The sequence below is a fragment of the Pseudoalteromonas sp. SiA1 genome, assembly GCF_018732205.1.
Lineage (GTDB): Bacteria > Pseudomonadota > Gammaproteobacteria > Enterobacterales > Alteromonadaceae > Pseudoalteromonas > Pseudoalteromonas tetraodonis.
This window is the reverse complement of sequence record NZ_CP076084.1, coordinates 1,603,806-1,630,108: the sequence shown is the minus strand read 5'-3', so window position 1 is coordinate 1,630,108 and position 26,303 is coordinate 1,603,806. Positions and strand designations below refer to the sequence as shown.

Below are 26,303 nucleotides of genomic sequence, written 5' to 3'. Positions count from 1 at the left end.
AGTTAAACTTAAAGCGGGCGCCTTGCCCGCTTTGTCCTGATAGTTTTAGTGATAGTTTTTTGAGTGATAAACATGTCTTATACTACTTTTAGCAGAAATCATAATAACCAAATGCAAGAGCCAATGTTTTTTGGTCAAACCGTTAACGTGTCACGTTACGATCAACAAAAATACCCTATTTTTGAAAAGCTGATTGAAAAACAATTGTCTTTCTTTTGGCGTCCTGAAGAAGTTGACGTAAGTAAAGACCGTTTAGACTTTCAAGCGCTTCCTGATCACGAAAAACATATCTTTTTAAGTAACTTAAAATACCAAACTTTACTTGATAGTGTTCAAGGCCGTTCGCCTAACGTTGCACTATTGCCAATTGTGTCAATTCCTGAGCTTGAAACATGGATTGAAACATGGGCGTTTAGTGAAACCATTCACAGCCGTTCATACACACATATTATTCGTAATGTAACTCAAGCCCCTGAACTCATTTTTGACGACATTGTTAGCAATGACAAAATTAGTGAACGTGCCGATGCCGTAACCACTTATTACGACGATTTAATTAACTCGGTGTCGCTTTACAACCTGTACGGTGAAGGCAAACATGACATTAATGGTGAAACCGTTGTGGTTAATTTATTTGAGCTGAAAAAGAAATTGTATCTGGCGATGATGTCAGTGAACATTCTTGAAGCTATTCGCTTTTATGTCAGCTTTGCGTGTTCATTTGCGTTTGCAGAGCGTGAGCTAATGGAAGGCAATGCTAAAATTATTAAGCTTATTGCCCGTGATGAAGCGCTTCACCTTTCAGGCACTCAGCATATTTTAAATATTATGCAAGATGGCAAAGACGACCCTGAAATGGCAATTGTTGCTGCACAGTGCCGTGAAGAAGCAATCAAGATGTTTGTTGACGCTGCAGAGCAAGAAAAAGAATGGGCCGAGTACCTGTTTAAAGATGGTTCAATGATTGGCTTAAATAAACATATTTTATGTCAGTATGTTGAATACATTACCAATGCACGCATGACTGCTATTGGTTTACCAGCACAGTTTGATAATAACAGTAACCCTATTCCATGGATCAACTCATGGCTTGTTTCTGATAACGTGCAAGTTGCTCCACAAGAAGCGGAAATTAGCTCATACCTTGTAGGTCAAATTGATTCACAGGTTGATGCAGCTGAATTTGGTGACTTTGATTTATAATGACTGATAGAACCACTGCAAGTGTCACGCTTGCAGATAACAGCCAGTGCTTAGATTTTACCGCTGGCTGCCCTTCTCTTTTACACTGCTTAGAATCGAATAAAATTGATGTTGCTTACCAGTGCCGTGAGGGATATTGTGGTGCGTGTCGTGCTACGCTTGTCTCTGGTGAAGTCAATTACAATGAAGAACCGTTAGCCTTTGTGCGTGATGGTGAAATACTATTGTGTTGCTGCAAGCCCAATGGTGATATCAGTATTAATTTAAAGTAACTAGCAAACCACACAGTATAATGCCTAACAGCTCGCTTTATTCACTTACCTGTTTCTGCAATTATTACTCAAGTAATCGCGATTATAGCCGTGTTATTTACTCTGAATAAGTAGCAGGTACAAATCGGTAATGACCCGTAATTGTATAAGCAAAAAGCATATCGCTCATTTCAGGTCCGCGACCAATATTGTGCACAATAAGCGGTTGACCACTGTCCTGCGCTATTTGATTAACGACCATACCTATGTGCGGTAAATTGCCTGGCAGCATCCAAGTGACTATGTCACCGGTTTTATAATCAGCTGCATTATGCGATTTAGATAACACTTGAGCATGGCGCTCAAAGTAAACCTGTAAGTTAGGTACACGTCGATGATCAATGTTTTTATCTGGCTTGGTTAATCCCCAAATACGCTTAGAAGGATATTCGCGAAAATTGGCCTGCATGTCTTCATGTACTAACTTTTGTAAATCAATACCAAGCTGTCGATACGACCTAATTATAACATCAGTACATACACCAATATTAGCGGGTACATCGCCACCAGGGTATTCAAGCCTATGATAGGCGCTATCGTAAGTTACTTGTTGCGTTGTTCTGTGGATCAATGCGTTGACAATATCATGATTAAAATCGGCTGCCTTTACATCAAGGGCAGATAAAGCTAGTAAATAGAGCACAAAGCGCAACATATAAATTCCTTTTATAATATTTATTAACTAAAGCTGTTGAGTAATATAGTCAGGAATATTAAATTTATTTCCATTGCTGGTAAAGTGCGCATCAAGTGCATAGGCCATTTTTTCAAGCGGAGCATCATCATAACCACAGGTTTGGATTTCATTGATGTAGCGCATAATAAAAGCGTGAGCACCGAGCTCGTGCCATTGAACGACATGAGCCAGCTCATGAAAATGCACTCTTAAATTACGCGCAACATGAGGTAATATGTAATAAGTGTTTTTGTAGGTGATCCCTGCTACATCCATGTCAATAAAATCGCTTAAACCAATTTCACGTAAACCAGTAAAGTCAGGCTTGGGAATGTGTTCAACAACCACATAAAATGCAGTTTTCAAAAAATCATGTGGGTAAAAGCCAGCAAATTCGCTAACAAATGTATCACAACATATTCTTTGATCAACATACTCGCTATTCGTTTTATCAATCCATTGTTCTATTTGCGCTAGCATGTTTTCTCCAAAAAATTTGCTTAGTGACTTAATTTAAGCATAAACATTTAATGACGCAGAATTTGCTTTTATCAATAAAAAAGCGCCAATGGTATTATTACTGACGCTTATTAGAATGATAAATACAAAGTAACGCTTTAAACTAACCTTCTTCTTCAACCAATGATTCTAATAACTCATGGATCTCTGATTTTAATTCTTTGTCTTCAATTTTATTTGCACTGATTTTAGCATCTTGCAGATTTTTAATTGCCGCTTCTTTATCACCCAGCTCAAGCTGTAAAGTAGCCATAGAAAAGGCAACAGACGACATATGATCTTTGTTATTAATTTCTATCGACTTCTGTAACGCTTTTTCGTAAGTCTCGATAGCTTCTTCTAGCTCTTCGGTGAAATCAGCCAATGTTTCCCACTGAACAGGGTGATCTTTCGCTGTATTTTCGTTTTCAATACAAATAGCTTTTAGCTCAGCATATAAAGATTCAAACTGTTTAGTATCATTTTTATTAGCCGCTGCCATCAGCTTTTCCGCCAAATCGTGAACCGCTTTGTATACTTTAGTATTCATAATTACTCGCTACCTTATTAACGCGCCTTTTTTGACTTATTAAAGGCATCGTATTCGAAATATATTCCCTAATAGTACATTATTATTAAGCGCTGCGTTGTTACAAAAGTATTATAAGCGATAAAAACAGAGGTTTAATTTAAAAACCTGGATATTACAGTGCTACACTTAACGCTTAATTTAAGTCGCAATAGTAAATACCTACCCTATGCAAAATTGCAATCAATGCGGTAAATGCTGCACTAAATATGGTGCGGCAGATTTAGATACAAATCAGGATGAAATTGAAATGTGGGCGTTATTCAACCCAGAAATATTTCAATATGTTAAAAACGATCAGTTATGGTTTGATCCCAAAACAGGCGAGCAATTAACGCAATGCCCATTTTTAGTACTTAGCAGTAAAAAATATCCACAAGAAAAAGATAAATATACATGCAGTATTTACCATGACCGTCCTCAAGATTGCCGACACTACCCAAGTTTAATTTCAGAAATGATAAACGATGACTGTGAAATGCTTGAACCAATCGATAAACAAAATCCTTTCAAAGCACAAAAAAAATTAGACATACTAATGATAGACAGCCGCTCTTAAGCGAATAAATATAACAAATGCACTGATCTGTAATAATGAGCTGGTAATGTAAATTTAACGCGATTATTTTGCCATTCAACGCAAAATTAAAAGTTATAGTATAACATTGTTGATGATGCCATTTTGTAGTGTTATATTATATCACAACATAACAACCACGATTCGAAGTAATTATGACAAAGTTAACACTCATATCCTCAGCGCTACTGTCTGTTTTGTGTTCTCACTCTGCCCTAGCAGCAACGATTAACGGCACAGTAACAGATTCAAAAAAACAACCTATTGCTAATGCAACTATCCATGTTCATGGAAAGTCACAAAGCGTGAAAAGCAATGAACAAGGTCAGTTTAGCATCGACATAGATGCTAAAAGCCAATTACATATTAGTAAAGATAACTACATCGATTCACGTATATCGCTTGAGAATGTAGACGATACAATTACTGTTACATTAAAGCCGTCTTCGGTTGAAACTGTGGTTGTGTATGCCTCGGCACTGCATAAAAATAGCTTAGAAATGATTTCACCTGTGAGCGTACTATCAGGGGATGAACTAAAAAATAAAGCGAAACCGACCCTAGGTGAAACACTTAAAGGAATACCAGGAGTAAACGCGAGTTATTTCGGCCCAGTGTCTTCAAGTCCGATTATTCGTGGCCTAGGTGGTCCTCGTGTTAAAATTACTCTAAACGGTTTAGATAGCAGTGATGCATCACGTATTGGTCCAGATCACGCGACATCAAGTGATAGCTTAGCCGCTGAACAAATTGAAGTACTACGAGGCCCAAGCACCCTACTATATGGCTCTGGTGCTATTGGCGGTGTAGTAAATGTGGTTGATAACCGTATTCCAACCAATAATATTGACGCACTCTCGGGAGCGGCACAATACACACACGATACCGTTTCAAATGCGAACACCTATGCGGCAAAATTAGAAACAGGCAGCAATAACTTTAATTTTCATTTTGATGGCACCAAACGCAGTGGTGATGACTATCAAACGCCTCGCTTTAACCTACCAGATGAACATGAAGAAGGTGAAGTACACATTGAGGGCGATGAAGAAACAGCCACTTCAGTTGAAAATACTTTTATCGACAGTGAAACAGTGAACTTTGGTACCAGCTATGTCGGTGAGCATTTAACCGTTGGCTTTTCATACGGCAATATTGAAACAGACTATGGCATTCCAGGGCATTCACATGATCACGGTCATGCCCATGAAGAAGAAGGCGATCATGAAGATCATGCGGATGAAGAACATATAGAAACTCCCGTTTATGCTCATTTAGAGCAAGATCGTTGGCAAGGACTGGTAAGTTATGCATTTCATGATAACTGGATTGAATCGATTAATCTTCGTCTTGGCTACACCGACTACACTCACAGTGAAATTGAAGATGGCGCGATTGGCACCACGTTTAGTAACGAAACCACAGAAGCACGTTTAAATGTAGAGCATCAGTTAAGCCAATGGCATGGCATGATTGGCTATCACTATAGTGAATCTGATTACGATGCAATTGGCGAAGAAGCGTTTACGCCTGCAAGTGTCACTACCACCCATGCGTTATATCTACTTGAAGAACGCACATTTGGCGATGTCACCGTAGAGCTTGGCGCCCGCCTAGAAGATTATGATATCAAAAGTGATGTAGATACACATCAGCACAGCCATGATGAACAACCTGTATCGGCAGATGAGACTATTAACTACACCCAAAGCTTTACTAATGTAAGTGCCTCAGCAGGTGCGATTTGGGAGTATATGCCTAGTCACAATCTAGCCGTTAGCTTGTCACATTCAGAGCGTGCGCCACTTTCAGCTGAGTTACTCTCTAATGGTGTGCATGTTGCCACAGGTACTTATGAGCTTGGTTTGGGCTATCATATTGAAGGAGCAGAAGCGCATTTTGAACCTGAAGAAATTAAACAAGAGACCTCAACCAATCTTGATATTAGTTTACGTCGTTTTAGCGGTAACTTTGGCTACACCGTCAACTTTTTCTATAACGATATTAAAAACTTTTATTATCAACAAAACACCGGATTAGTGTTTGATGAGATGGATGGCTTTGAGTCTGCTGCCAATGGACACAGCGATGCAATTGATGTTTATCAATTTACCAGTAAAGATGCGCAGCTTTATGGTTTTGAATTTGATGCACATTATCAAATAAACCCCAGCGCCATGGTAAAAGTATTTGGTGACTCTACTCGCGCCAAACTAAAAGATAATGAAGGTAATTTACCACGTATCCCTGCCAATAAATTGGGCTCAGAACTACAATATACCCTAGGTAATGCGCAATTTACCTTAACAGGAACCCATTACTTTGAGCAAAATGATATTAGTGCTTACGAAACGGCAACGGATGGCTATACATTAATTGATTTACAAGCTAATTATCAGCTTGATTTAGGTGCCGTTGACACGCAGCTTTACCTAAGTGTTGATAACATTACTGATGAACTTGGTTTTGTACATAGTTCATTTATTAAAGATACGGCACCTCTTCCTGGACGTAACTTCCAATTTGGCGTTAGAGGCTACTTTTAAAACGCGCTCATTTTTAATCAGACAATAAAAAACCGCATTCGTAATAATGAATGCGGTTTTTTTACAACTAAATTCTAATTAAAGAATCGCGTGTAACTCAACGTCAAATACTAGAGTTGAGTAAGGTGCGATTGCAGCACCGGCACCACGTTCACCATAAGCAAGCTCATGAGGAACGTATAAACGCCATTTAGTACCTACTGGCATCATTTGTAATGCTTCAGTCCAACCTTTGATCACGCCACCTACTGGGAATTCAGCAGGTTGACCGCGCTCGTATGAGCTATCAAAAACAGTACCGTTTACTAAAGTACCGTGGTAATCAACACGTACTGTAGACTCTGCAGTTGGCTTTTCGCCTTCACCTGTTGCAAGTACTTCGTACTGAAGACCTGACTCAGTAACTGTAATTTCAGGACGTTTTGCGTTTTCTTCTAAAAATGCAATACCTTCAGCAGCCAATACTTTAGCTTCTTCTTCACGACGAGCTTGGATCTCTTCGTTGATTTTCTCAAATGCAGCTTGGATCTCAGGGATCTCTACTTGAAAAGCACTGCCTGCATACGCATCTTTCATGCCTTCAAATACTGAATTTAAGTTTAAACCTTCAAAAGGGTTAGCCTTAAGTTGCTCACCCATTTGTAAGCCAATACCGTAACTTGCTTTTTCAGCATCTGTAGTAAAATTATCTGACATAATGTGTTATTCACGTTTTGTTAGTTAAAAGACCCGTATATGCTATCACAAAATAAAAGCCGTTTGGGGCTAGTTTTTATTGAGTTTTTCTTTAATTAAACCAATAGCAAAGGTACATACAGGTAAACTGAGCAAAATTCCAACAAGTAAGCTCATCGGCAACAATCCGACCACGCCGATCAACAAAAAAGGCACAGCCACCAAACCGATAATGCCAATGTAAAACGCGCCCCACACTGGCCAAAAATGATCGTATTTTGTGATTAAATGCCCGGATAAAAGATTAAACCCGATGCCATATAAGAAAGTCATCATCAGCGCATTATCTGGGTATGCATCAATGGCCATTTTTTGCAATAACGATATGGCACTTTGGTAACAATAACCAAACACAGTCCATAGCAGGATGTGCTTGAGTAAACGTTTAGAAAAGGATAACTCCGGGGACTGTGACATAATAAAGCTCCAGATAGCAAAAAACCGCCAATAAGGCGGTTTTTTAAATAATGGTGGAGAGATAGGGATTTGAACCCTAGAGGGGCTATAAACCCCTGCCGGTTTTCAAGACCGGTGCATTCGACCACTCTGCCATCTCTCCGTACGGCGCGCATAATAAGATCATACGCTTAGCTTGTAAAGCCCTATTTTACTAAAACCGGTTAAATAGTTAAATATTAATCAGGATAGTCATAAACCCTAGTAATATTGTTTAGGTCTGCGGGCAATCCAAGAACATACTAAACACACCAATAAGCTGGCAGTTAAAAATGCAATACTTTGAAATATTAAATCGAAGCGGTTTAAGTCATCACTTGGGATCACAACTAACACAAACGAAGGTAGTACGGTGAATAATAGAACATAGCAGCATATTTTAAAGGCTCTGCCAAAATCAAATCGTCGAGACTGTTGCATCCACCATGTTAGCAGTACTAGCACACCCATCGCAGTTGCAGCAATAAAATGAGCTGCTTGTGTATTCATTGCAACATAAAATGTCGCAAGCGCGCCAACAACACCCCAGATTGACCAAGCAAACCAGTTTTCTTTTTCACGTAAAAATAAATTTCCCATCATTTTCGTCTTCTTTATCGTTATTATTGGTAAGACTTTCCATACATTACCAAAAAACAACCGATTAAAAAACAAACTGAAGAAGATTTATTGCGTATGGTGCTTCCGTGCGCTTCTCGCAGCTACAATATTAACCGCGGTAGTGTAACACGATTAACTTAATGAATTATGACTATATTGAATATAAAAAGTTCATCCTATTGCTACAAAAAACTAAAATAGTTTTCTGGTTTATGGCGCGGTGACTTTTTACACTCAACTGCTGGCGTCCCTAAATACAAATAACCCACTATTTCATCATCATTGTTTAAGTTAAGCGCGTGTTTAACACTGGGGCTTTGTGCAAAGTAACCTGTGCGCCAAATACCGCCAAGCCCTTGTGCAAATGCGGCTTGTTGCATAGCCAGCACGCCACAGCCTGCACTTTGAACTTGTTCTATTCTTGATACTTTTGGATGTTGTTGATATTTTGCAATGGCAATAATGATCATGGGTGCTCTAAGGGGTAACTCTTTAGCACGATTAATTACTTTTTCAGCTTGCTGCTCGGCCAAAGCGCTTTGATAATAAATTTCACCCAACTTATGACGTGCATCCCCTTGAACAATGATATATTGCCAAGGCGCAATACAGCCATGATCGGGAACTCTGAGCCCAGCCTGCTGAATAATGTTTAGTTGTTCTTCATTAGGGCCTGGCTCTGTCAGTTTTGCATCTGACTGGCGGGTTAATAAAAGCTCAATAGCATCCATTATAATTACTCAAAAGACAAAACAATAGCATACCATTGAAACCCTTAGGTTAAAATATAATGGGCACCCCGCTGTTATTATTTGCTTATCAAGAAAGTACCTAGGTTAAAAAAGCACACAAATAATATCGCAACCCAAATAGCCGTGTATTTGTGCCATTACAAAGTGGCGCTCGCCTTTTGCGTGTAAATAATTAGGTCGAACTAATGAGGGGCTTTATAGGTTTAATTTTGCCAGTTAAGCGTTGAAGCCGAGGCACCATTGAAAGTCGCAATAGCGTATTTATTAGCTATACAAGGAATGGGGTAAGGTAAAAAACAACAATATAAGGGTCTGATTAAAAGTTAACTATCTTTAAAAAATAATCAGACCCGTGTACTTACTTAAATTGCATATTAAATACTGCGTGCAACTTGTAAGGCTTCGAATATAGCGCGCTTGGCATCAATAGCCGCTGCTAGTTTAGCGCCACCAATAACATGAACCTTGGCATTCTCTGCTTGCGCCTTAAATAGTTCGTCATTAGACACTTGGCCAATACAAGCAATCACAGTATCAACTGGCAATACTTGCGTTTCGCCAGCAACACTGATAGTTAGGCCGTTTTTATCAAAACGATGGTATTGGCAATTGGCAATTTGCTTAACGCCATGTTGTTTAGCAACTTGACGATGTATCCAACCGGTTGTTTTACCTAAATCACCACCAAAGCGCCCTTCACTGCGTTTAAGCATATAAAGTTGACGATCATCTTTGTGAGGCTGAGCATCGCACTCTATTCCCCACTGGGTTTTAAAGTCGCTGATACTTTGTGATTTATGTTCACTTAAAAATGCCACCATATCAAAACCAATACCGCCTGCGCCTAAAATCGCAATCGAGTTACCAAGTTCAACCTCACCGCGAATGACTTCATCGTAGGCAAAAACACGTTTGTCATCACTACATTCTATAGAGGCTTCACGTGGCCTTACACCCGTGGCAAAAACCACATCATCAAACTGGCTTAGCATACCATCATCAAATGCTTTACCTAATTCAATAGTGACGTTTAAACGCTTAAGTTCATTGGTAAAGTAAGCCAATGTATGGTTAAAGTCTTCTTTACCTGGTATTTGCATGGCCAAATTAAACTGCCCACCCATATGCTGCTTTTGGTCAATAAGCGTTACATTGTGACCTTTTTGCGCTAAGTAACAACTTGAAGAAAGCCCAGCAGGACCCGCTCCAACCACTAATACATTTTTAGCTGTTGCGGCTTTTTCTAGAGGGTAATCAAGTTCAAAACCCGCTTGTGGGTTAACTAAGCAAGTGGCACGTTTACCTTTAAATACGTGGTCTAAACAGCCCTGATTACACCCAATACAAATATTAATATGGTCAGAGCGCTTGGCTTGGTATTTGTTAAAAAACTCAGGATCGGCAAGTAAAGGGCGCGCCATAGAGATTAAATCAGCTTCACCCGCCGTTAAAATATCATTGGCAATTTCTGGTGTATTAATGCGGTTTACGGCAATAACAGGCACGCTAATAACATCTTTCAACCGCTTTGACGCTTCTTTAAATGCGCCTGGGGGTACCATGCTTGCAATTGTCGGTACCCGTGCTTCATGCCAACCAATGCCAGTATTAAAAATATCAACACCTGCTTTTTCAAGTGCAATAGCTTGTTGTGTTACTTCCTCAGGAGTTGAGCCATTCGGAATTAAATCGATAACAGACAGTCTAAAAATAATTAGAAATTTATCTGAAACTTTAGCTCTTACTGCTTTTACAATCTCAACAGCTAAACGCATTCTGTTTTCAAGACTGCCACCAAACTCATCGTCTCGTTTGTTTGTATGCGGTGCCATAAATTCATTAATTAAGTAACCTTCAGAGCCCATCACCTCTACGCCGTCGTAACCTGCTTTTTCTGCTAAATATGCAGAGTGAGCAAAATCTTTAATGGTTTTTTTAATTGAACTTAAAGACATAGCCTTAGGTTTATAAGGGTTGATCGGTGCTTTTATCGCACTTGGAGCTTGATTGAATGGATGATAGGCATAGCGCCCAGCATGCAATAACTGCAGGCAAATTTTACCACCATGTTGATGAACAGCTTGCGTATAAGCACGGTGTTTAAAAACATCATAATAACTATTAAATGATGATGAAATAGGCGTTAACTTGCCGCGAAGATTAGGGCTATATCCCCCCGTAATGAGCATTGCTGTGCCACCTTTAGCACGTGCTTCATAAAAAGCACGTAGACGTTTACGATTATGCCATCCCTCTTCGAGACCGGTATGCATTGATCCCATTACTAAACGGTTACGTAGTTGTGTGTGTTTTAGTTCTAATTTTTGTTCTAACATCCTGTGCCCCAATAACTGGTCTAACCTGTGTGCATTTAGTCAATTCTGCTTTAATGACCAACAATAAGCAATATATGAGCAGATTAAACTTAATAATTTTTTAACTCAAAATCTGTTAACTGCGTTTATCTTGACCAATAGCGTGAGTTAAAAGTAGTGACTACAGCCATAATTTCAGTAATTATTTATTAAATAAACACGTGTTTAATTTCAAGTGTAATTGAATTTATAAATGTTTCGTTACGATTTAGCAGTTAAATTTATTTATATTCTACGCTAAGATGGCAATAACGTTTTAGCTGTACCAATTTAAGGAGCTATTTTGATAGCAAAGGTATTTAAAGGTATATGGACGGGGATCAACTTCTCACGTCGTTTAATACTCAACGTATTGTTTTTATTTTTGGTCGTTATTTTTATCGTATCGGTATCAAGTGACGGTGATAAAATTATTGTCGAAGAGGGCTCTGTTCTTAGACTTAACCTTAATGGCCCTATTGTCGAAGAAAAAACCTATATAGACCCTGTTGAAGCCGCTATTAATGATGCAACGGCCAGTGCTGACTCACCCAGTGAAATATTGCTCGACGATGTAGTTGAAGTAATTAATGAAGCAGCGCAAGACTCGCGTATAAGCGCTATTTTGCTTGATTTACAAGAAATGCCAAAAGCACATTTAAATAAGCTCAAACAAATTACACAGGCACTTGAAACATTTAAAGCAACCGGTAAAAAAGTGATTGCCTCAGGGTATTACTACACCCAAGCACAATATTACATTGCCGCGCATGCAGACGAAATTGCGATGCATCCTTATGGTAGTGTGCTTATTGAAGGCTACGGTATGTACCCGCTTTACTTCAAAGACGCATTAGAAAAATTAGAAGTCACTCAGCATATATTCCGTGTAGGTACCTTTAAATCGGCCGTTGAACCGTTTATCAGAAACGATATGTCAGAGGCAGCTAAAGAAGCAAACCGCGTATGGCTTGGTGCTTTATGGAATGAATATAAGCAAGACGTTAGTGCTGTACGTCCTTTTGATGAGTCAAACTTTGATGAAACAATGGATGTTTATTTAGCTAAAATGCAAGCCGCTAATGGTGATGCCGGTAAATATGCACTGGATAACCAATGGGTTGATTCATTAAAAACCAATCAGCAAATTCGCCAACAATTAATTGAATTGGTTGGAGAAAATGAAGATGGAAAAACATTTAAACAAGTCTCTTTTGGTGAATACTTAAGTTTAGTAAAACCGCCTATTGAGTTTGATAACCCTATGACTGAAAAAGTCGCTGTTGTGGTTGCTAAAGGCACTATTGTTGATGGTGAGCGCCGTGCTGGTGAAATTGGTGGTGATTCAACTGCAGCCCTACTTCGCAAAGCGCGACTTGATGACAAGGTTAAAGCGGTGGTTTTACGAATAGATTCAGGCGGTGGCAGCATGTTTGCCTCAGAAGTAATTCGTGCTGAAGTACTTGCACTTAAAGCTGCTGGTAAACCCGTTATTGCATCAATGAGCTCAGTAGCTGCATCAGGCGGTTATTGGATTGCATCGGCGGCCAATGAAATTTGGGCAGCACCGAGTACAATTACCGGTTCAATTGGCGTATTTGGTACCTTTATGACATTTGAAGATACCCTAGCTAAAATAGGCGTGTATTCAGATGGCGTAGCCACCACAGAATTGGCAGGTTTTTCAATCACTCGCCCACTTAACGAGAAAATGGCTAAAGTTATTCAAATGAGTGTTGAAGAAGCGTATGGACGCTTTTTAGATGTGGTTGCTGAGGCACGTAATATGACCCCAGAGCAAGTTGATAAAATTGCCCAAGGTCGGGTATGGATTGCATCGCAAGCTCAAGAGCTTGGTTTAGTTGATAAACTTGGTAATAAACAAGATGCGATTAAAGCAGCTGCTGAGCTTGCAAAGCTTAACTACTATGACGTTAAAACAATTAAGCAATCGCTTAGCCCACAAGAAAAAATGCTTCAAGATATCTTCGGCAGTGCCGCCGTTAAATCAGTACTTGGGCTTGAAACACAAAAAACAGCAGTATTAGCCAGCCAAGCTAATCTGCAAAGTGTTATTAAACAATTAAGCAGTGAAGTAGAAAACCTAAAAGATTATAACGATCCACAAGGTGTTTATGCCCGCTGTTTAGAGTGTACAGTTGCACAATAGTGCCTTAACAGGCTGTATTGATTAGCAGTTAGCGTTATACTAAGCCCAGTTTTTTTACTGGGCTTTTTTTATGAAACGTAAACGCATTTATATCGCTTACACTGGCGGTACCATAGGAATGAAAAAATCAATTCGCGGCTATATTCCTGCTGAAGGGTTTTTAACCGAAACCGTGGTTAATAACGCAGAGTTTAATCGTGAAGAAATGCCATTATTTGATATTCATGAATACTGCCCGCTTATAGATTCTTCAGATATGTCACCGGCTCATTGGCAACTCATCGCCGATGACATAAAAAGTAAATACCAAGATTACGATGGCTTTGTGGTACTGCATGGCACCGATACTATGGCCTATACTGCATCAGCTCTGTCGTTTATGTTTGAAAACTTAACTAAACCTATTATTGTGACCGGCTCACAAATTCCACTGTCTCAATTACGCTCAGATGGCCAAGTTAACCTACTTAATGCCATGTATTTAGCGGCTAACTACCCCATTGCAGAAGTCAGCTTATTTTTTAATAATCAGTTGTTCAGAGGTAATCGTGCCACTAAAGCCCATGCAGATGGGTTTGATGCATTCGCCTCACCTAACTTAGAGCCGCTTGCACTTTCAGGTATTAATATTCAGCTGATCAAAGGGCAATTAAGCCCGTATGTAGAAAATGAACTCCAAGTTACCCCTATTACACCGCAAGCTATTGGCGTGCTGTATTTATACCCAGGGATCAGCAAAGAAGTAGTAAAAAGCTTAGTTAATGGCAATATTAAAGCCCTTGTACTGCTAAGCTTTGGTGTAGGCAATGCGCCACAAGACCCTGAGTTTTTAGCGATTCTGGATGAAGCAAGTAAACGGGGTGTTATTATTACTAATTTAACCCAATGTTTAAAAGGCCAAGTGAACATGGGCGGTTATGCCACGGGTAATGCGCTGTTAAACATAGGCGTGATCAGCGGTTACGATATGACCTTAGAAGCATGCTTAACTAAGCTGCATTACTTGTTTAGTCAAAACCTAGAAATTGAAACAATTCGCCATTTAATGCAAGATAACCTGCGTGGTGAGCTGACCCGTTAAGTAATCAGTTAAGCGAATAACAAAAAAGGACGCTACTTAGCGTCCTTTTTGATTACTTAGATTTTATTAACGAACTTTTGCGTCAATATCAACTAAGTCAGTTAAATGACACGTTTCACCACTGTGGGTTTTAATGCCATGCTCACCAAAGTAATCACGCTGGGCTTGAACTAAGTGCCCATTACTTGGTGTTGTTAGCGTTGCTAAGTAGGTTTGTGTTGCACTAAGCACAGGAAACGCCAGACCCGTCATAACGGCTTGGCCAGTCACTTTTCGCATCGCTAATGACTCTTGTTCAAGCGTGTCAATAAACTCAACGCCTTGCGCTACACTATCAAGGTAATCAGCACGGATAATACACCCTGCACGCCATGTTTGTAGCGTTTTCGCTAAATCAACTTTCCATTGATGAGTTCGTGAAGCGCCTTTAATTAATGCAAGTCCTTGACGGTATGCCAACAGGCTCGCAAGGGTAAACGCATCTTTTAATTCATCTAAATCAATATCAACTTGCGTGGTATTTTGTGCGCTGTATGTCATTTCTTGTGCGGCAGTGGTATTACACGCATTGGTTAAATGACGAGCTTGTACAGCAGCCACTAGCGACGGTACCGCAATACCTAATTCAAGGGCGTTTTGTGCTGTCCATAAACCGGTGCCTTTTGCGCCTACTTTATTGTCAATTAAATCTACAAGCGGCACATTATGCGAATTTTCAAGTGATAAAATATGGCTTGAGATTGACAGTAAATAGCTATTTAGCTGCCCTTGAGACCATTCGTTAAATATCTCTGCAATTTCTTTAGGTGAGCGATTAGTGCCGTGACGCAATAGCTGATACATTTCTGCAATCAGTTGCATGAGTGCGTATTCAATTCCATTATGAACCATTTTTACAAAATGGCCGCTGGCTGACTGGCCCACACGCGCAAAACACGACTCGCCTTTATAGCTTGCAGCAACCTTTGTAAACCATGGCTCGACACGCTCCCAGCCACCTTCAGAACCACTGGCCATCATAGCTGGACCGTGACGTGCACCCTCGGCACCGCCTGAAATACCCATAGTGGCAAATTCAAACTTATCTTGGTATTTGAGCTTACGGTTAATACCGTCTTTATAATTACTGTTACCACAATCAACAATAATATCACTACACTGAACACCCGCTTCAATAAGCTCGTTGCAAACCGCATCAACTAACTCGCCAGCAGGCACAAGTAATAAAATAGAACGCGGTGCTTCTAAACGCCTAACCATATCCCCTAGATCAGAGACAATGTGAAGTTTATCAGCCATGCCTTGTGATTTAGCACAACTTAGTAATTCTTCACCCGCATTTGGGTTTTTGTCATAAGCGACAAGCGTTATCCCTTTTTCAATCAAGTTCAGGGCAAGATTTTTCCCCATAACGCCTAACCCTACTAATGCAACTTGCATTTAGTGCCCTCCTCGGTAACAACTATTTGGTTAGTAAATTAAAATAATACCGCGTGCATTATACTCAGACCGCAGCCATGAGCAAAGCTACATGCATTTATTACAGCTAAAATAAACGCCGCAATTATATCAAACAACCGCCCTCTCAGGGGAAGAAATAGCAGTGCTATTTAAATTTTTAGATCATTGACGCCCTGTGACACCGGTGTCATAATGATGACATATTCATTTTGTATATAATAGTCGCAATGTTATAAAAATTGCATAAAACTAAAGATTGCTCTTTATTAGTAATCGCTAAAAACAAAATAACCGTCAACTTGCTTAAAAAAAGCACACAGGAGAATTTAATGTTAAGACGTACAAAAATAGTCGCGACACTTGGACCTGCAACAGATAGAGATAATAACTTAGAAAAAATTATTCGTGCAGGCGCAAATGTCGTTCGATTAAATTTCTCACACGGTGTTGCACAAGATCATAAAGACCGTGCACAAGCTGTTCGAGATATTGCAACTAAACTTGGTAAGCACATCGCGATTCTCGCTGACTTACAAGGCCCAAAAATTCGCGTTTCAACCTTCAAAGAAGGCAAAGTGACCTTATCTGTTGGTGCAAAATTTATTCTTGATGCCAAAATGGAAAAAGGCCAAGGCGATATTAACGCCGTCGGTATTGACTACAAAGAGCTACCACAAGATGTTGCCCCTGGTGATTTATTGCTATTAAACGATGGCTTAATTCAACTCACCGTAGAAAGTGTTGAAGGTAACTTAGTTCATACCATTGTGACTGTTGGCGGCGTACTTTCTAATAATAAAGGGATTAACCGTTTAGGTGGAGGCTTAACAGCACCTGCATTTACGGAAAAAGATAAAGAAGATTTAATCACCGCTGCTGAAATTGGCGTTGATTACATTGCCGTTTCTTTTCCTCGCAGTGGCGATGATATGCGTTATGTGCGTTCATTAGCGGAGGCTGCAGGCTCTAATGCACAGCTTTTAGCTAAAATTGAGCGTGCTGAAGCAGTAGAAACACAAGAAGCAGTTGATGACATTATTTTAGCGTCTGACGCTGTTATGGTTGCCCGTGGCGACTTAGGTGTTGAAATTGGTGATGCTGCACTAATGGGTAAACAAAAACTCATTATTCGTCGTGCTCGTTCATTGAACCGTACCGTTGTAACCGCTACGCAAATGATGGAATCGATGATCGATAACCCTATGCCAACACGTGCAGAAGTTATGGATGTTGCCAATGCAGTACTTGATGGCACAGATGCAGTGATGCTTTCTGCTGAAACAGCCGCTGGTGATTACCCGGAAGAAACCGTTGCTACTATGGCGCGTGTTTGTTTAGGTGCTGAATCACAAAAAGAAACACACGTTTCTAAACATCGTTTAGACAGCCGTTTTTCTTCTAATGCCGAATCAATTGCCTTATCAGCTATGTATGCAGCTAACCACTTAGACTCTGTTAAAGCGATTATTACCCTTACTGAGTCAGGTAGTACGGCAAAATTGATGTCGCGTATTAGCTCTGGACTGCCTATTTATTCACTTTCACGTCATGCAAGTACATTAGGTCAAACAGCACTGTATCGTGGTGTTTACCCTGTATTTTTTGACTCTACAAAATGTGAAAAAGATAGCATGGTTAAAGATGCATTAAGCACACTTGTAGCCGCAGGCTCTTTACAAGCAGGCGATACCGTGATTATTACCCACGGTGATGCGATGGAAACGATTGGTGCAACCAACACGATGAAAATAGTCACGGTTTCGTAACTGTAACGCGCATAAAAAAACGCGAGCTAAAAGCTCGCGTTTTTTTATGCTATTTATTAAAGTTAGCTAGCTAATGCTGCTTTTACTTTATCACGGTAACTTCTACTTACTTTAAGCTCTTGTCCGTTATCTAACACTAATAAATATTCACCACTAACCTGAGTTACCAACTTGCTAATTTGTTTGGTGTTAACAATCGCGCTGCGATGAACACGTACAAATAAGCTTGGATCTAATTCTTGTTCAAGCTCTTTCATGGTTTTACGTAATATATGCGTTTGCCCATCTTGGCAATGCAGACACATGTAATCACCTGCCGCATCTACCCACTGTATAGTAGCAACGGGTACTCTGACAATTTCGCCCTGCTCTTTTACGGCCAATGACTCAGGATAACGACGATCCGTAAGGGTATCGCCTGTGGCTAATTTCTTTAAAATTTCTTCGCAGTTATTGCCTGTTATCCCTGCTACGAAGCTCGCTAGTTTTTTCTTATGGGCGTTATCCTGCTGAGTTTTTAAATAGGTATGCACTTTTTCTACCGCCTGTTTTAATCTGTTATCATCAACGGGTTTTAAAATGTAATCTAAAGCATGAATTTCAAATGCTTTAACAGCAAAGTGATCAAACGCCGTAACAAACACAATGGCAGGTAAATCTTTACTGCTTTCACTTAAAGCACGTGCGACTTCAAAACCGTTCATACCAGGCATTTGAATATCAAGAAAGACAAGATCAATTTTTTCGTTTTTACAACTTTCAATCGCATCAAAACCTGAACTACACAGTTTGATCACTTCAATATCAGAAAACTCTTCAAGCCTGACGGCTAAACCTTTACGTGCTAATGGTTCATCATCAACAATAAGCGTTTTTATTCTTGTCATTTCTTCACAGCCTTCTCAAACGGGACTCGCAGATTAACTTTTAATCCACTTGGCGTATTATGTGATAATACAAACGAGTAATTATTTTCGTAGAGCGTTTTTAATCTGTCTCGGGTGTTTGCTACCCCTACGCCTTGTGCATTAACTAACTGACCATTTTCAATATCAGTGCCAGGCCCATTATCGCCCACTTCAAGTAATAATTCATTAGCAAAAACTTGCGCTTTTATATCAATAACACCACCTTCTGACATATGGGCAATGGCGTACTTAATGGCATTTTCGATGATCGGTTGTAATATTAAGCTCGGCACTAATGCTTGTTTGGCCTGCTCACTCACGTCCACATTAACTTGTAAGCGCTCATCAAAACGTACACGTTCAATTTCTAAATAGAGCATTAATGCATGTAACTCTTGCTCCAGCGGCACTTTTTTAATTGGATCAGTATTAAGCGTATAGCGTAAAAAGTCACTCAATTTAGATACCATCAAGTTAGCATCTTTATTTTCTTTTACCAAAACTAAGGTTGATATTGCATTGAGCGTATTAAACAAAAAATGAGGATTTAGCTGGTATCTAAGCATTTTTAACTGCGCTTCGTGCGCCATTGTGGTCGCTTTTAAGGCTTTTTGACGTTCACTTTGTAATAACTGGTAATACTTAACCCCAAAGTACAAACCACTCCAACACAAAATAATATAAACAGAATCAAGTCCTTGTTGTAAATAATAAAACCATTCTTCAGGACGGTATCCGTGGCGATAAATTTCCCACAGGTTAAACTTTTGCACCACGGCCCATAATGTACCGGTTATATAAGAGGCGCCAAATACAACAATAATTAATACCCAAGGTGAGGCATTCCAAATTTTGCGATAAATATAACGCAGAGGCACAGTCATTAAACAGCCCGCATAGGCGTTTAGTAAAATAACGAATACGTAAATATCACGCATTTCGAATACTTTAGAACCAATATAGTTAACTAACGCATAACCTATCCAGCCTGCAATTTGCAAAAGCCAGAAAAAACGTTGTCTGTTATCAATTAAAGACTGCCAATTCAAAATTAATTATTACCTTGTAAATTTGTCACTATTATATCGATTTATCGTCGGGTATAGCACTACCAACTGTCTTACTTTTTAATAGCCCTATCGCAAACAATAAATTAAATAAATACAGGATGGATGTTCAGTTCTGGTTTAGTTGTTACGTTAAACAGGCTAAAACTCGTGTTGCAATTACCCCTTGCGGATGGTTTAAAGCGCATAAAAAAAGCGAAAGGCATCCACCTTTCGCTTATCAATGTTTACTTTTATTTTTTAAGCAAGCTTATCTGAAGCAACTTTATAAGTCGGATCTTCAATTACGTTCACTTCAACTAAGTCACGTGCTTTATGAAGTAGTTCTGTACAGTCTTTACTTAAGTGACGCAAGTGCAGCTTTTTACCCGCTTTATTGTATTTGTCAGCTAAGCTGTCGATGGCCTCAATCGCACTATGATCCGCAACGCGACTGTATTTAAACTCAACAATCACATCTTTAGGGTCATTCTTAACATCAAATAAATCAGCAAAGTTTTTAACCGAACCAAAAAATAAAGGCCCATGTAGCTCGTACACTTTTGAACCTTCTTTATCAATATAGTTAGTTGTGTAAATATGTTTTGCATGCTGCCATGCAAACACTAACGCAGAGACAATAACACCTACACACACCGCAATCGCAAGGTCGGTAATAACCGTTACACCCGAAACTAATACAATTACAAAAGCATCAGATAAAGGCACGCGTTTCATCATTTTAAAACTCGCCCATTCAAACGTACCCAGCACCACCATAAACATAACCCCAACTAATGCCGCCAGTGGAATCATTTCGATTAAGCTTGAAGCGAAGATAATAAATGCAAGTAACATCAATGCGGCACTAATACCTGATAAACGCGAACGCCCACCTGAATTAATGTTGATCATAGATTGGCCAATCATGGCACAGCCACCCATTGCACCAAAGAAACCACATGTGACGTTGGCCGCACCTTGGCCAATACATTCTTTATTAGAATGGCCACGGGTTTCTGTAATTTCGTCAATCAAGCTTAGCGTTAACAGCGATTCAATTAAGCCAATTGCTGCAAGAATAAGCGCATATGGAAAGATAATTTGTAGTGTTTCTAGGTTAAAAGGGACCATAGGAATATGAAACTGTGGTAAACCACCGGCAATGGTTGCAGCTTCATTTCCTGTCATGCCTTTTAAGAAATCAAGTACTGTACGCGCTTCTAAATCAAGACCAATCACTAAACCCGTTACAGTAACAATAGCAACCAGTGATGAAGGCACTGCGGTAGTTAATTTTGGTAAAAAGTGAATAATTGCCATCGTTAGCGCCACTAAACCTAACATGATGTAAAGCGCACTGCCCGACATCCACATTTGGCCGCCAGCACCATCAGGCACTTTAAACTGTCCAAGCTGGGCTAAAAATATAACAATCGCTAAACCGTTAACGAAACCGAGCATAACAGGATGCGGAACCATACGAATAAATTTACCAAGCTTAAATACCCCAGCCAATATTTGTAGTAGTCCCATCAGCAACACAGTGGCAAATAGGTATTCCACTCCGTGATCAAGTACTAAACTTACCATCACAACCGCTAATGCACCGGTTGCACCCGAAATCATACCCGGACGACCACCAAAAATAGCCGTAATTAAGCCCACAATAAATGCGGCGTATAAACCAACAAGAGGTTCTACATTTGCAACAAAGGCAAATGCAACAGCTTCTGGGATCAAGGCAAGTGCCACTGTCAATCCAGAGAGAATATCGTTTTTAGCAGAGCTTGGCGCTCTGCTGAGTAAGTTAAACATTGAGTTCCTCAGTTTTATTTCGCTAACAAAAAAAGCGCTAGATTTTATCAAATTAGCGCTCATTTCACAATTATAGTTAATTCAGCCTGTGTGTTTTTAGCTGCTTAGTAAAGTTTAAAGTGGCAGTGCCGTGCTTCGTTTAACACACGTCATGGTCACATTAGAATGAACCTCTTGCACATATTCTAAGCTAAGCAAGTTATCGCGTACAAAGTGCTCATAACCTTCTATGCCTTGAGAAATAATACGCAACATAAAGTCCATAGTGCCAGCCATGGTGTAACATTCAGTCACTTCATCATAGCTAAGTATTAATTTTTCAAACTCAGCTAAATTCTTTTTACCATGGTTTGATAAACGTACATGGGCGTAAACCAACATATCAAAGCCCAGCTTTTTTTCATCAAGCAATGCGACTTTACTTTTGATGTAGCCATCTTGTTCTAATTTAGCAATACGACGCCAACAAGGAGACTGAGAAAGTCCGACTTTGTCTGCAATCTCAGCAGTTGATAAACTTGCATCTTGCTGTAAAAGTGCCAATATTTGGCGATCTACGTGATTTAGAGACATTTTATTTCTTATTTATCTAATAAATTGGTTAAATTATACAGCCTTTTTAAAAAGCAGTCTGCTTATTTTTAACAAATATGCACATCAACCAAACTGGCCACTTACAAATGGGTTAGTAGCCTGTTCATGAGCAACATGGGTGTTGTCACCATGGCCACTTAAAATTGCAGTGTTCGGTGGTAATGTCATGATATGTTGCACTATAGAGTCGACTAGCTGCTTGCTGTCGCCTTTAGGAAAGTCGGTACGCCCTATTGAACCTTTGAAAATAACATCCCCGACGATAACCGTATTGTGTGCTTGTTGATAAAACACAACATGCCCTGGCGTATGTCCTGGGCAATGAAGTACTTTAAATTCAAGCTGCCCAACCTTGATACTATCACCATGGGCTAACCATTCATCAGGATAGAAGGAGTTGATCGGTTTAAAGCCAAACATAGTGGCTTGCATCGGTAAATTGTCGAACCAAAAACGTTCATCCTCATGAGGCCCAATCATCTTTACCTTGTGTTGCTCGCGTAAATTATGCGCAGCGCCTACATGATCTAAATGCCCATGGGTTAACCAAATCGCTGCTAATGATAAATTATGCTGCTTAAGTGATGCATTAATTTTTTCAGCATCACCGCCAGGGTCGACCACGACAGCTTGCTGGGTTTGTTCACATACTATAATGCGGCAATTTTGCATAAACGGGGTTACGGGAATAGTGATTATTTTCATCTTATATTTCTTTATCTTTTTGTGCTGGAATAACTATATTCTCTTGGTATGACATTAAAACTGGGTATTTCAAATAAGCTTGATCATAAAATGGGCTATGCTCATATAACCAATTTAAACGTGCTTCAGCGTTCTTAGCAAAGTCTTTATCCTGGTTTACTTTTTTATCAAATTCTTGGGCTAATTTGGGGTCATCAGCAAGCATTTTTTCAGCAAACGGTATCAAAGCATAATTTTCCATATATTCAGTGCGCTGAAAAATAGTATTAAACTCCCCCCAAGCAAAAAATGAATCTGGTGCTTCAGGATGTAGCAAGTGGACAGCTAACTCTCCTGCCTTTTGCTGCGTACTCACTTCAAACCAACCATCTAAATCCACATTTGTAGCTGGTACATAATCAAAACGTGCCGACACTCTAAAACGCCCTTCAAATGGCGCTTTATCAAAACTATATTGCGCTACTTTTGCCATTTTTAATGGCTGAGTGTTGGCACCACTGAGCTTATTAACTGACACCCCATGCAAGGCTAATTTCTCAATAATATCGGTGTAAACAGGTGGAATAAAAAATGATTTTGGTACTTCAACCGTGTGCTGCACCTCTTTTTGCCAAAAAATAGGCAGCTTGTCATAATCCTGTTTTTTACCCAAATAGCTTACTTCTTGTTGATTTGACAATGGGCTCAGGCTTTTAGAATAAGCAATACCTTTAAACGCGATATGATCAGGCTGCTCAGAATAACCACGCTTAACAATTAATTGCTTAGGAACAAATTCTTGTTCTTTTTTTACTGCATTAGCGAGTTTATCTTTATGCGCTGATAATGCTTCAATAGCACCATCTATAAACACATAAGTCCCTAACACGCGTTGTTTGTATGGCTTTAAAGAATGGTTTTCAACTAAAATGGTAGGCAATGACTTTAAATCACCCCACCCGTTTGAAAACCGCGGTGTGGCAACCCAACCGGCCAGCCCTGATTTAAATTCTTGCTTATCCATAACAAACACTAAAGGGCCCGGAATATGGCCTTGCTCAGTGAGGGTTTGATCAATCATTGGTTTAAAATAACGGTTAAGCGCATCTGAAATGGCAGGCGACTCGCTAGCAAATACCGGGTTATAGCCATAGGTTACATCGTATTGGTAATCAGCCCCATCAGTCACGTGTACGTCAATATACAAATTCGGATTATAGTCATTAATTACTTTAAGTACGCTTTTAACCTCTGGCGTATCAAGCTTAGTGTAATCACGATTTAAATTAAGATTATTTGAGTTTGTTCTAAAACCCATTTTGACAGGGCCACGCTGATTAATACGATTAAACGCACTACTACGCTCGTGACCATCAACGTTTAATATTGGGATAAATAAAATGTTTACCTTTTTTAATATATCGCGTCGTTTACCCGTAGCAATATCTCTAAGCAGCATAAACATCGCATCTTTACCATCAATCTCACCAGCGTGAATACCAGCCTGAATAAGCACGGTTGGTTTGGTGCTATTGGCCATTTGACCCGCATTAAAAAAACCTTGTTCGCTGGCAATCAACATTTTTATTGCTCGTTTACTATTACTATAGCCAATCGTTTTTGATTTAAATTGAGTGGGATTCGCCGCCACTAATCTATCAACAAATGCCATGGTATCAGCATAATTGGGAGACGAGACTCCTGCAGAAATTTCAAAGTCTGTGGTTAAGGGTCCCTGTTGTTGCAATAGTGAGGTACTACTACCTTCCCATGGTAATAATGGCGGTAAATGATTGCTATTTGCCATACTTGCAGATAAAACCAATAAACTTATAAACATATACTTCTCTAACAAACCCATTAATTAAGAAAATTATAGCAATTAAACTTTTCTAGTTGCCAAAACTGCGGTGGTTCAACAAAAAAATACAGCCAACGGCATTTTTAGTTGCAGCCCAGCCACGCTATCAACATCTACTGAATAAAAAGGGCTAATAAGTACCTAAAAAAACGAACACACAACGGTAATAAATAAAGGAAAAAGCCTACAAGCGCATAAAAAAGATAATAAATTACAGGCACAAAAAAAGGAGCCATGGGCTCCTTTTCATTACTTATACAAAAACTTAAGCTGCCGCTAGGCCTTCTTTTGCTTTTGCTACAAGCGCTGCGAATGCAACTTGGTCGTAAACAGCGATATCTGCAAGGATCTTACGATCGATTTCTACAGATGTCTTTTTAAGACCATTGATAAAACGGCTGTAAGACAGACCATTTTGACGTGAAGCAGCATTGATACGTGCAATCCATAGTTGACGGAAAGTACGTTTCTTAGCACGGCGGTCACGGTAAGCGTATTGACCCGCTTTAGTAACAGCCTGGAAAGCTACGCGGTAAACACGTGAACGTGCTCCGTAGTAACCTTTCGCTTGTTTTAAAACTTTTTTGTGACGTGCACGTGCGACAACGCCGCGTTTAACTCTTGCCATTTCTAAAAACCCCTATTAAGCGAATGGTAACATACGTGAAACTAGACCATGGTCATTTTTATGAACCATCATCTTAGGACGTAGGTGTAACTTACGCTTAGAAGTTTTCTTAGTCAGAATGTGACGAAGATGCGCTTGTTTACGCTTGAAACCGCCAGAAGCAGTCTTTTTGAAACGCTTAGCTGCGCCTCTGTGACTTTTTAGCTTGTAAGCCATTGCAATAACTCCAATTGTATTGCTTTAAATTTAGTAAGAAGGCGTGAGATATATTGCTATAGCTCCACTTTAAAGGCCTAACTTACTGCTATGTTCCGGTGAAAACCCGATATAAATACCGCAGTTTTACTTTAAAACCGGTTAACTCAGGTGGACATTTTCACATCACTTGCAAACCTGAGCTAAATTCGGTGCGTATTATCGCCTAATTATTACTTTTTAGCAACCGGTGCCATCATCATAACCATTTGACGACCTTCAACACGATTTGGGAAAGACTCAACAACTGCTAACTCTTCTAAATCGGTTTTAATACGGTTTAATAATTCGATACCAATTTCTTGGTGAGCCATTTCACGACCACGGAAGCGGATAGTTATCTTAGCTTTATCGCCAGCTTCTAAGAACTTACGTAAGTTGCGCAGCTTAACCTGATAATCGCCTTCATCCGTTCCCGGACGGAATTTGATTTCTTTAATCTGGATTTGCTTTTGCTTCTTCTTCTGCTCTTTTAGTTCTTTGCTTTTTTCAAAGATGAACTTACCGTAGTCCATAACCTTACAAACAGGCGGCTCAGCGTTTGGACTGATCTCTACAAGATCAACACCCGCTGCATCAGCCATAGCTTGCGCGTCTTTTAATGACTGAATTCCAGCTTGTTCGCCGTCGATGTCGATTAAACGAACTTCTAGCGCTGTAATTTCTTCGTTAATACGATTTTTTTGAGCTGTTTGTTGCCCTTTCTTGCCGCCTCTAATGGTACGTTCCTCCAA

The 26,303-nt window shown here is 39.6% G+C and carries 25 protein-coding genes and 1 tRNA gene; 7 read left to right on the top strand and 19 right to left on the bottom strand.

Annotated elements, in window-relative coordinates; genetic code table 11:
- Positions 1 to 72 precede the first annotated feature (72 nt).
- On the top strand, positions 73 to 1,203 hold the full coding sequence (nrdB, locus tag KK487_RS07495; RefSeq protein WP_013464873.1) for a class Ia ribonucleoside-diphosphate reductase subunit beta: 1,131 nt from the start codon (positions 73 to 75) through the stop codon (positions 1,201 to 1,203).
- Positions 1,203 to 1,475: a class I ribonucleotide reductase maintenance protein YfaE gene (gene yfaE, locus KK487_RS07490; protein WP_008112475.1), complete on the top strand. Its 273-nt coding sequence runs from the start codon at positions 1,203 to 1,205 to the stop codon at positions 1,473 to 1,475. The genes nrdB and yfaE overlap by 1 nt, the downstream gene beginning before the upstream one ends.
- Before the next feature lie 97 nt (positions 1,476 to 1,572).
- On the opposite strand, the gene KK487_RS07485 is transcribed toward yfaE, so the two are convergent.
- The 3 genes from KK487_RS07485 to KK487_RS07475 form a co-directional block, all read right to left on the bottom strand.
- Positions 1,573 to 2,169, bottom strand: coding sequence for a DUF1287 domain-containing protein (locus KK487_RS07485; RefSeq protein ID WP_036956453.1), 597 nt, complete (start codon positions 2,167 to 2,169; stop codon positions 1,573 to 1,575).
- A 27-nt stretch (positions 2,170 to 2,196) separates the two neighbouring features.
- Complete coding sequence (locus tag KK487_RS07480) at positions 2,197 to 2,670, bottom strand: hypothetical protein (protein ID WP_036956452.1); 474 nt, start codon at positions 2,668 to 2,670, stop codon at positions 2,197 to 2,199.
- A 142-nt stretch (positions 2,671 to 2,812) separates the two neighbouring features.
- Positions 2,813 to 3,238, bottom strand: a complete 426-nt coding sequence (locus tag KK487_RS07475; RefSeq protein WP_008112472.1) for a tetratricopeptide repeat protein — start codon at positions 3,236 to 3,238, stop codon at positions 2,813 to 2,815.
- A 208-nt stretch (positions 3,239 to 3,446) separates the two neighbouring features.
- Here KK487_RS07475 and KK487_RS07470 point away from each other — a divergent pair, with 208 nt between their 5' ends.
- Positions 3,447 to 3,836, top strand: coding sequence for a YkgJ family cysteine cluster protein (locus tag KK487_RS07470; protein ID WP_008465669.1), 390 nt, complete (start codon positions 3,447 to 3,449; stop codon positions 3,834 to 3,836).
- Positions 3,837 to 4,009: 173 nt separating this feature from the next.
- Complete coding sequence (locus tag KK487_RS07465; protein ID WP_036956451.1) at positions 4,010 to 6,400, top strand: TonB-dependent receptor; 2,391 nt, start codon at positions 4,010 to 4,012, stop codon at positions 6,398 to 6,400.
- A 78-nt stretch (positions 6,401 to 6,478) separates the two neighbouring features.
- Here the strand turns inward: KK487_RS07465 and bamJ are convergent, their stop codons facing one another.
- From bamJ to KK487_RS07435, 6 genes are all read right to left on the bottom strand, one after another.
- Positions 6,479 to 7,096: a BamJ family beta-barrel-assembly machinery protein gene (gene bamJ, locus KK487_RS07460; protein WP_008112467.1), complete on the bottom strand. Its 618-nt coding sequence runs from the start codon at positions 7,094 to 7,096 to the stop codon at positions 6,479 to 6,481.
- Between the two features lie 69 nt (positions 7,097 to 7,165).
- A complete protein-coding gene (locus tag KK487_RS07455) occupies positions 7,166 to 7,489 on the bottom strand; it encodes a hypothetical protein (RefSeq protein ID WP_036956450.1) in 324 nt (107 codons plus the stop codon).
- 114 nt (positions 7,490 to 7,603) lie between these two features.
- Positions 7,604 to 7,694 (bottom strand) — tRNA-Ser (locus tag KK487_RS07450).
- A gap of 98 nt (positions 7,695 to 7,792) precedes the next feature.
- On the bottom strand, positions 7,793 to 8,170 hold the full coding sequence (locus KK487_RS07445; protein WP_024601029.1) for a hypothetical protein: 378 nt from the start codon (positions 8,168 to 8,170) through the stop codon (positions 7,793 to 7,795).
- Positions 8,171 to 8,373: 203 nt separating this feature from the next.
- Positions 8,374 to 8,922, bottom strand: coding sequence for an NAD(P)H nitroreductase (locus KK487_RS07440; protein WP_036956449.1), 549 nt, complete (start codon positions 8,920 to 8,922; stop codon positions 8,374 to 8,376).
- 395 nt (positions 8,923 to 9,317) lie between these two features.
- Positions 9,318 to 11,279, bottom strand: coding sequence for an oxidoreductase (locus tag KK487_RS07435; RefSeq protein WP_036956448.1), 1,962 nt, complete (start codon positions 11,277 to 11,279; stop codon positions 9,318 to 9,320).
- Positions 11,280 to 11,601: 322 nt separating this feature from the next.
- Between KK487_RS07435 and sppA the strand changes: the two genes are divergently transcribed.
- Both sppA and ansA read left to right on the top strand, forming a co-directional pair.
- On the top strand, positions 11,602 to 13,467 hold the full coding sequence (gene sppA, locus KK487_RS07430) for a signal peptide peptidase SppA (protein WP_008112457.1): 1,866 nt from the start codon (positions 11,602 to 11,604) through the stop codon (positions 13,465 to 13,467).
- A 70-nt stretch (positions 13,468 to 13,537) separates the two neighbouring features.
- Positions 13,538 to 14,548 carry an asparaginase gene (gene ansA, locus KK487_RS07425; protein WP_024601031.1) on the top strand — a complete coding sequence of 337 codons (1,011 nt, stop codon included), beginning with the start codon at positions 13,538 to 13,540 and terminating at the stop codon, positions 14,546 to 14,548.
- A gap of 66 nt (positions 14,549 to 14,614) precedes the next feature.
- Here the strand turns inward: ansA and gnd are convergent, their stop codons facing one another.
- Positions 14,615 to 15,988, bottom strand: a complete 1,374-nt coding sequence (gnd, locus tag KK487_RS07420) for an NADP-dependent phosphogluconate dehydrogenase (protein ID WP_036956446.1) — start codon at positions 15,986 to 15,988, stop codon at positions 14,615 to 14,617.
- A 350-nt stretch (positions 15,989 to 16,338) separates the two neighbouring features.
- Here gnd and pyk point away from each other — a divergent pair, with 350 nt between their 5' ends.
- The gene (gene pyk, locus KK487_RS07415; protein WP_036956445.1) at positions 16,339 to 17,775 is read left to right on the top strand and encodes a pyruvate kinase; all 1,437 of its coding nucleotides are present in this window, start codon (positions 16,339 to 16,341) and stop codon (positions 17,773 to 17,775) included.
- Positions 17,776 to 17,837: 62 nt separating this feature from the next.
- Here the strand turns inward: pyk and KK487_RS07410 are convergent, their stop codons facing one another.
- The 9 genes from KK487_RS07410 to infC all read right to left on the bottom strand — a co-directional run bounded on the left by KK487_RS07410 (position 17,838) and on the right by infC (position 26,303).
- The gene (locus KK487_RS07410; protein ID WP_008110464.1) at positions 17,838 to 18,662 is read right to left on the bottom strand and encodes a LytR/AlgR family response regulator transcription factor; all 825 of its coding nucleotides are present in this window, start codon (positions 18,660 to 18,662) and stop codon (positions 17,838 to 17,840) included.
- Positions 18,659 to 19,732, bottom strand: a complete 1,074-nt coding sequence (locus tag KK487_RS07405) for a sensor histidine kinase (RefSeq protein WP_008110465.1) — start codon at positions 19,730 to 19,732, stop codon at positions 18,659 to 18,661. The genes KK487_RS07410 and KK487_RS07405 overlap by 4 nt, the downstream gene beginning before the upstream one ends.
- A gap of 258 nt (positions 19,733 to 19,990) precedes the next feature.
- Positions 19,991 to 21,547: a SulP family inorganic anion transporter gene (locus KK487_RS07400; RefSeq protein WP_033103251.1), complete on the bottom strand. Its 1,557-nt coding sequence runs from the start codon at positions 21,545 to 21,547 to the stop codon at positions 19,991 to 19,993.
- Between the two features lie 114 nt (positions 21,548 to 21,661).
- Entirely contained in the window at positions 21,662 to 22,120 is a 459-nt protein-coding gene (locus tag KK487_RS07395; RefSeq protein WP_008110469.1) for an Lrp/AsnC family transcriptional regulator, read from the bottom strand.
- An 84-nt stretch (positions 22,121 to 22,204) separates the two neighbouring features.
- Positions 22,205 to 22,846, bottom strand: a complete 642-nt coding sequence (locus KK487_RS07390; RefSeq protein ID WP_036956444.1) for an MBL fold metallo-hydrolase — start codon at positions 22,844 to 22,846, stop codon at positions 22,205 to 22,207.
- 1 nt (position 22,847) lies between these two features.
- Positions 22,848 to 24,665, bottom strand: a complete 1,818-nt coding sequence (locus tag KK487_RS07385) for a M14 family metallopeptidase (RefSeq protein WP_036956443.1) — start codon at positions 24,663 to 24,665, stop codon at positions 22,848 to 22,850.
- A gap of 286 nt (positions 24,666 to 24,951) precedes the next feature.
- A complete protein-coding gene (gene rplT, locus KK487_RS07380; RefSeq protein ID WP_008110477.1) occupies positions 24,952 to 25,314 on the bottom strand; it encodes a 50S ribosomal protein L20 in 363 nt (120 codons plus the stop codon).
- A 15-nt stretch (positions 25,315 to 25,329) separates the two neighbouring features.
- Complete coding sequence (gene rpmI / locus KK487_RS07375) at positions 25,330 to 25,530, bottom strand: 50S ribosomal protein L35 (protein WP_004587840.1); 201 nt, start codon at positions 25,528 to 25,530, stop codon at positions 25,330 to 25,332.
- Between the two features lie 212 nt (positions 25,531 to 25,742).
- Entirely contained in the window at positions 25,743 to 26,303 is a 561-nt protein-coding gene (gene infC / locus KK487_RS07370) for a translation initiation factor IF-3 (RefSeq protein ID WP_008110479.1), read from the bottom strand.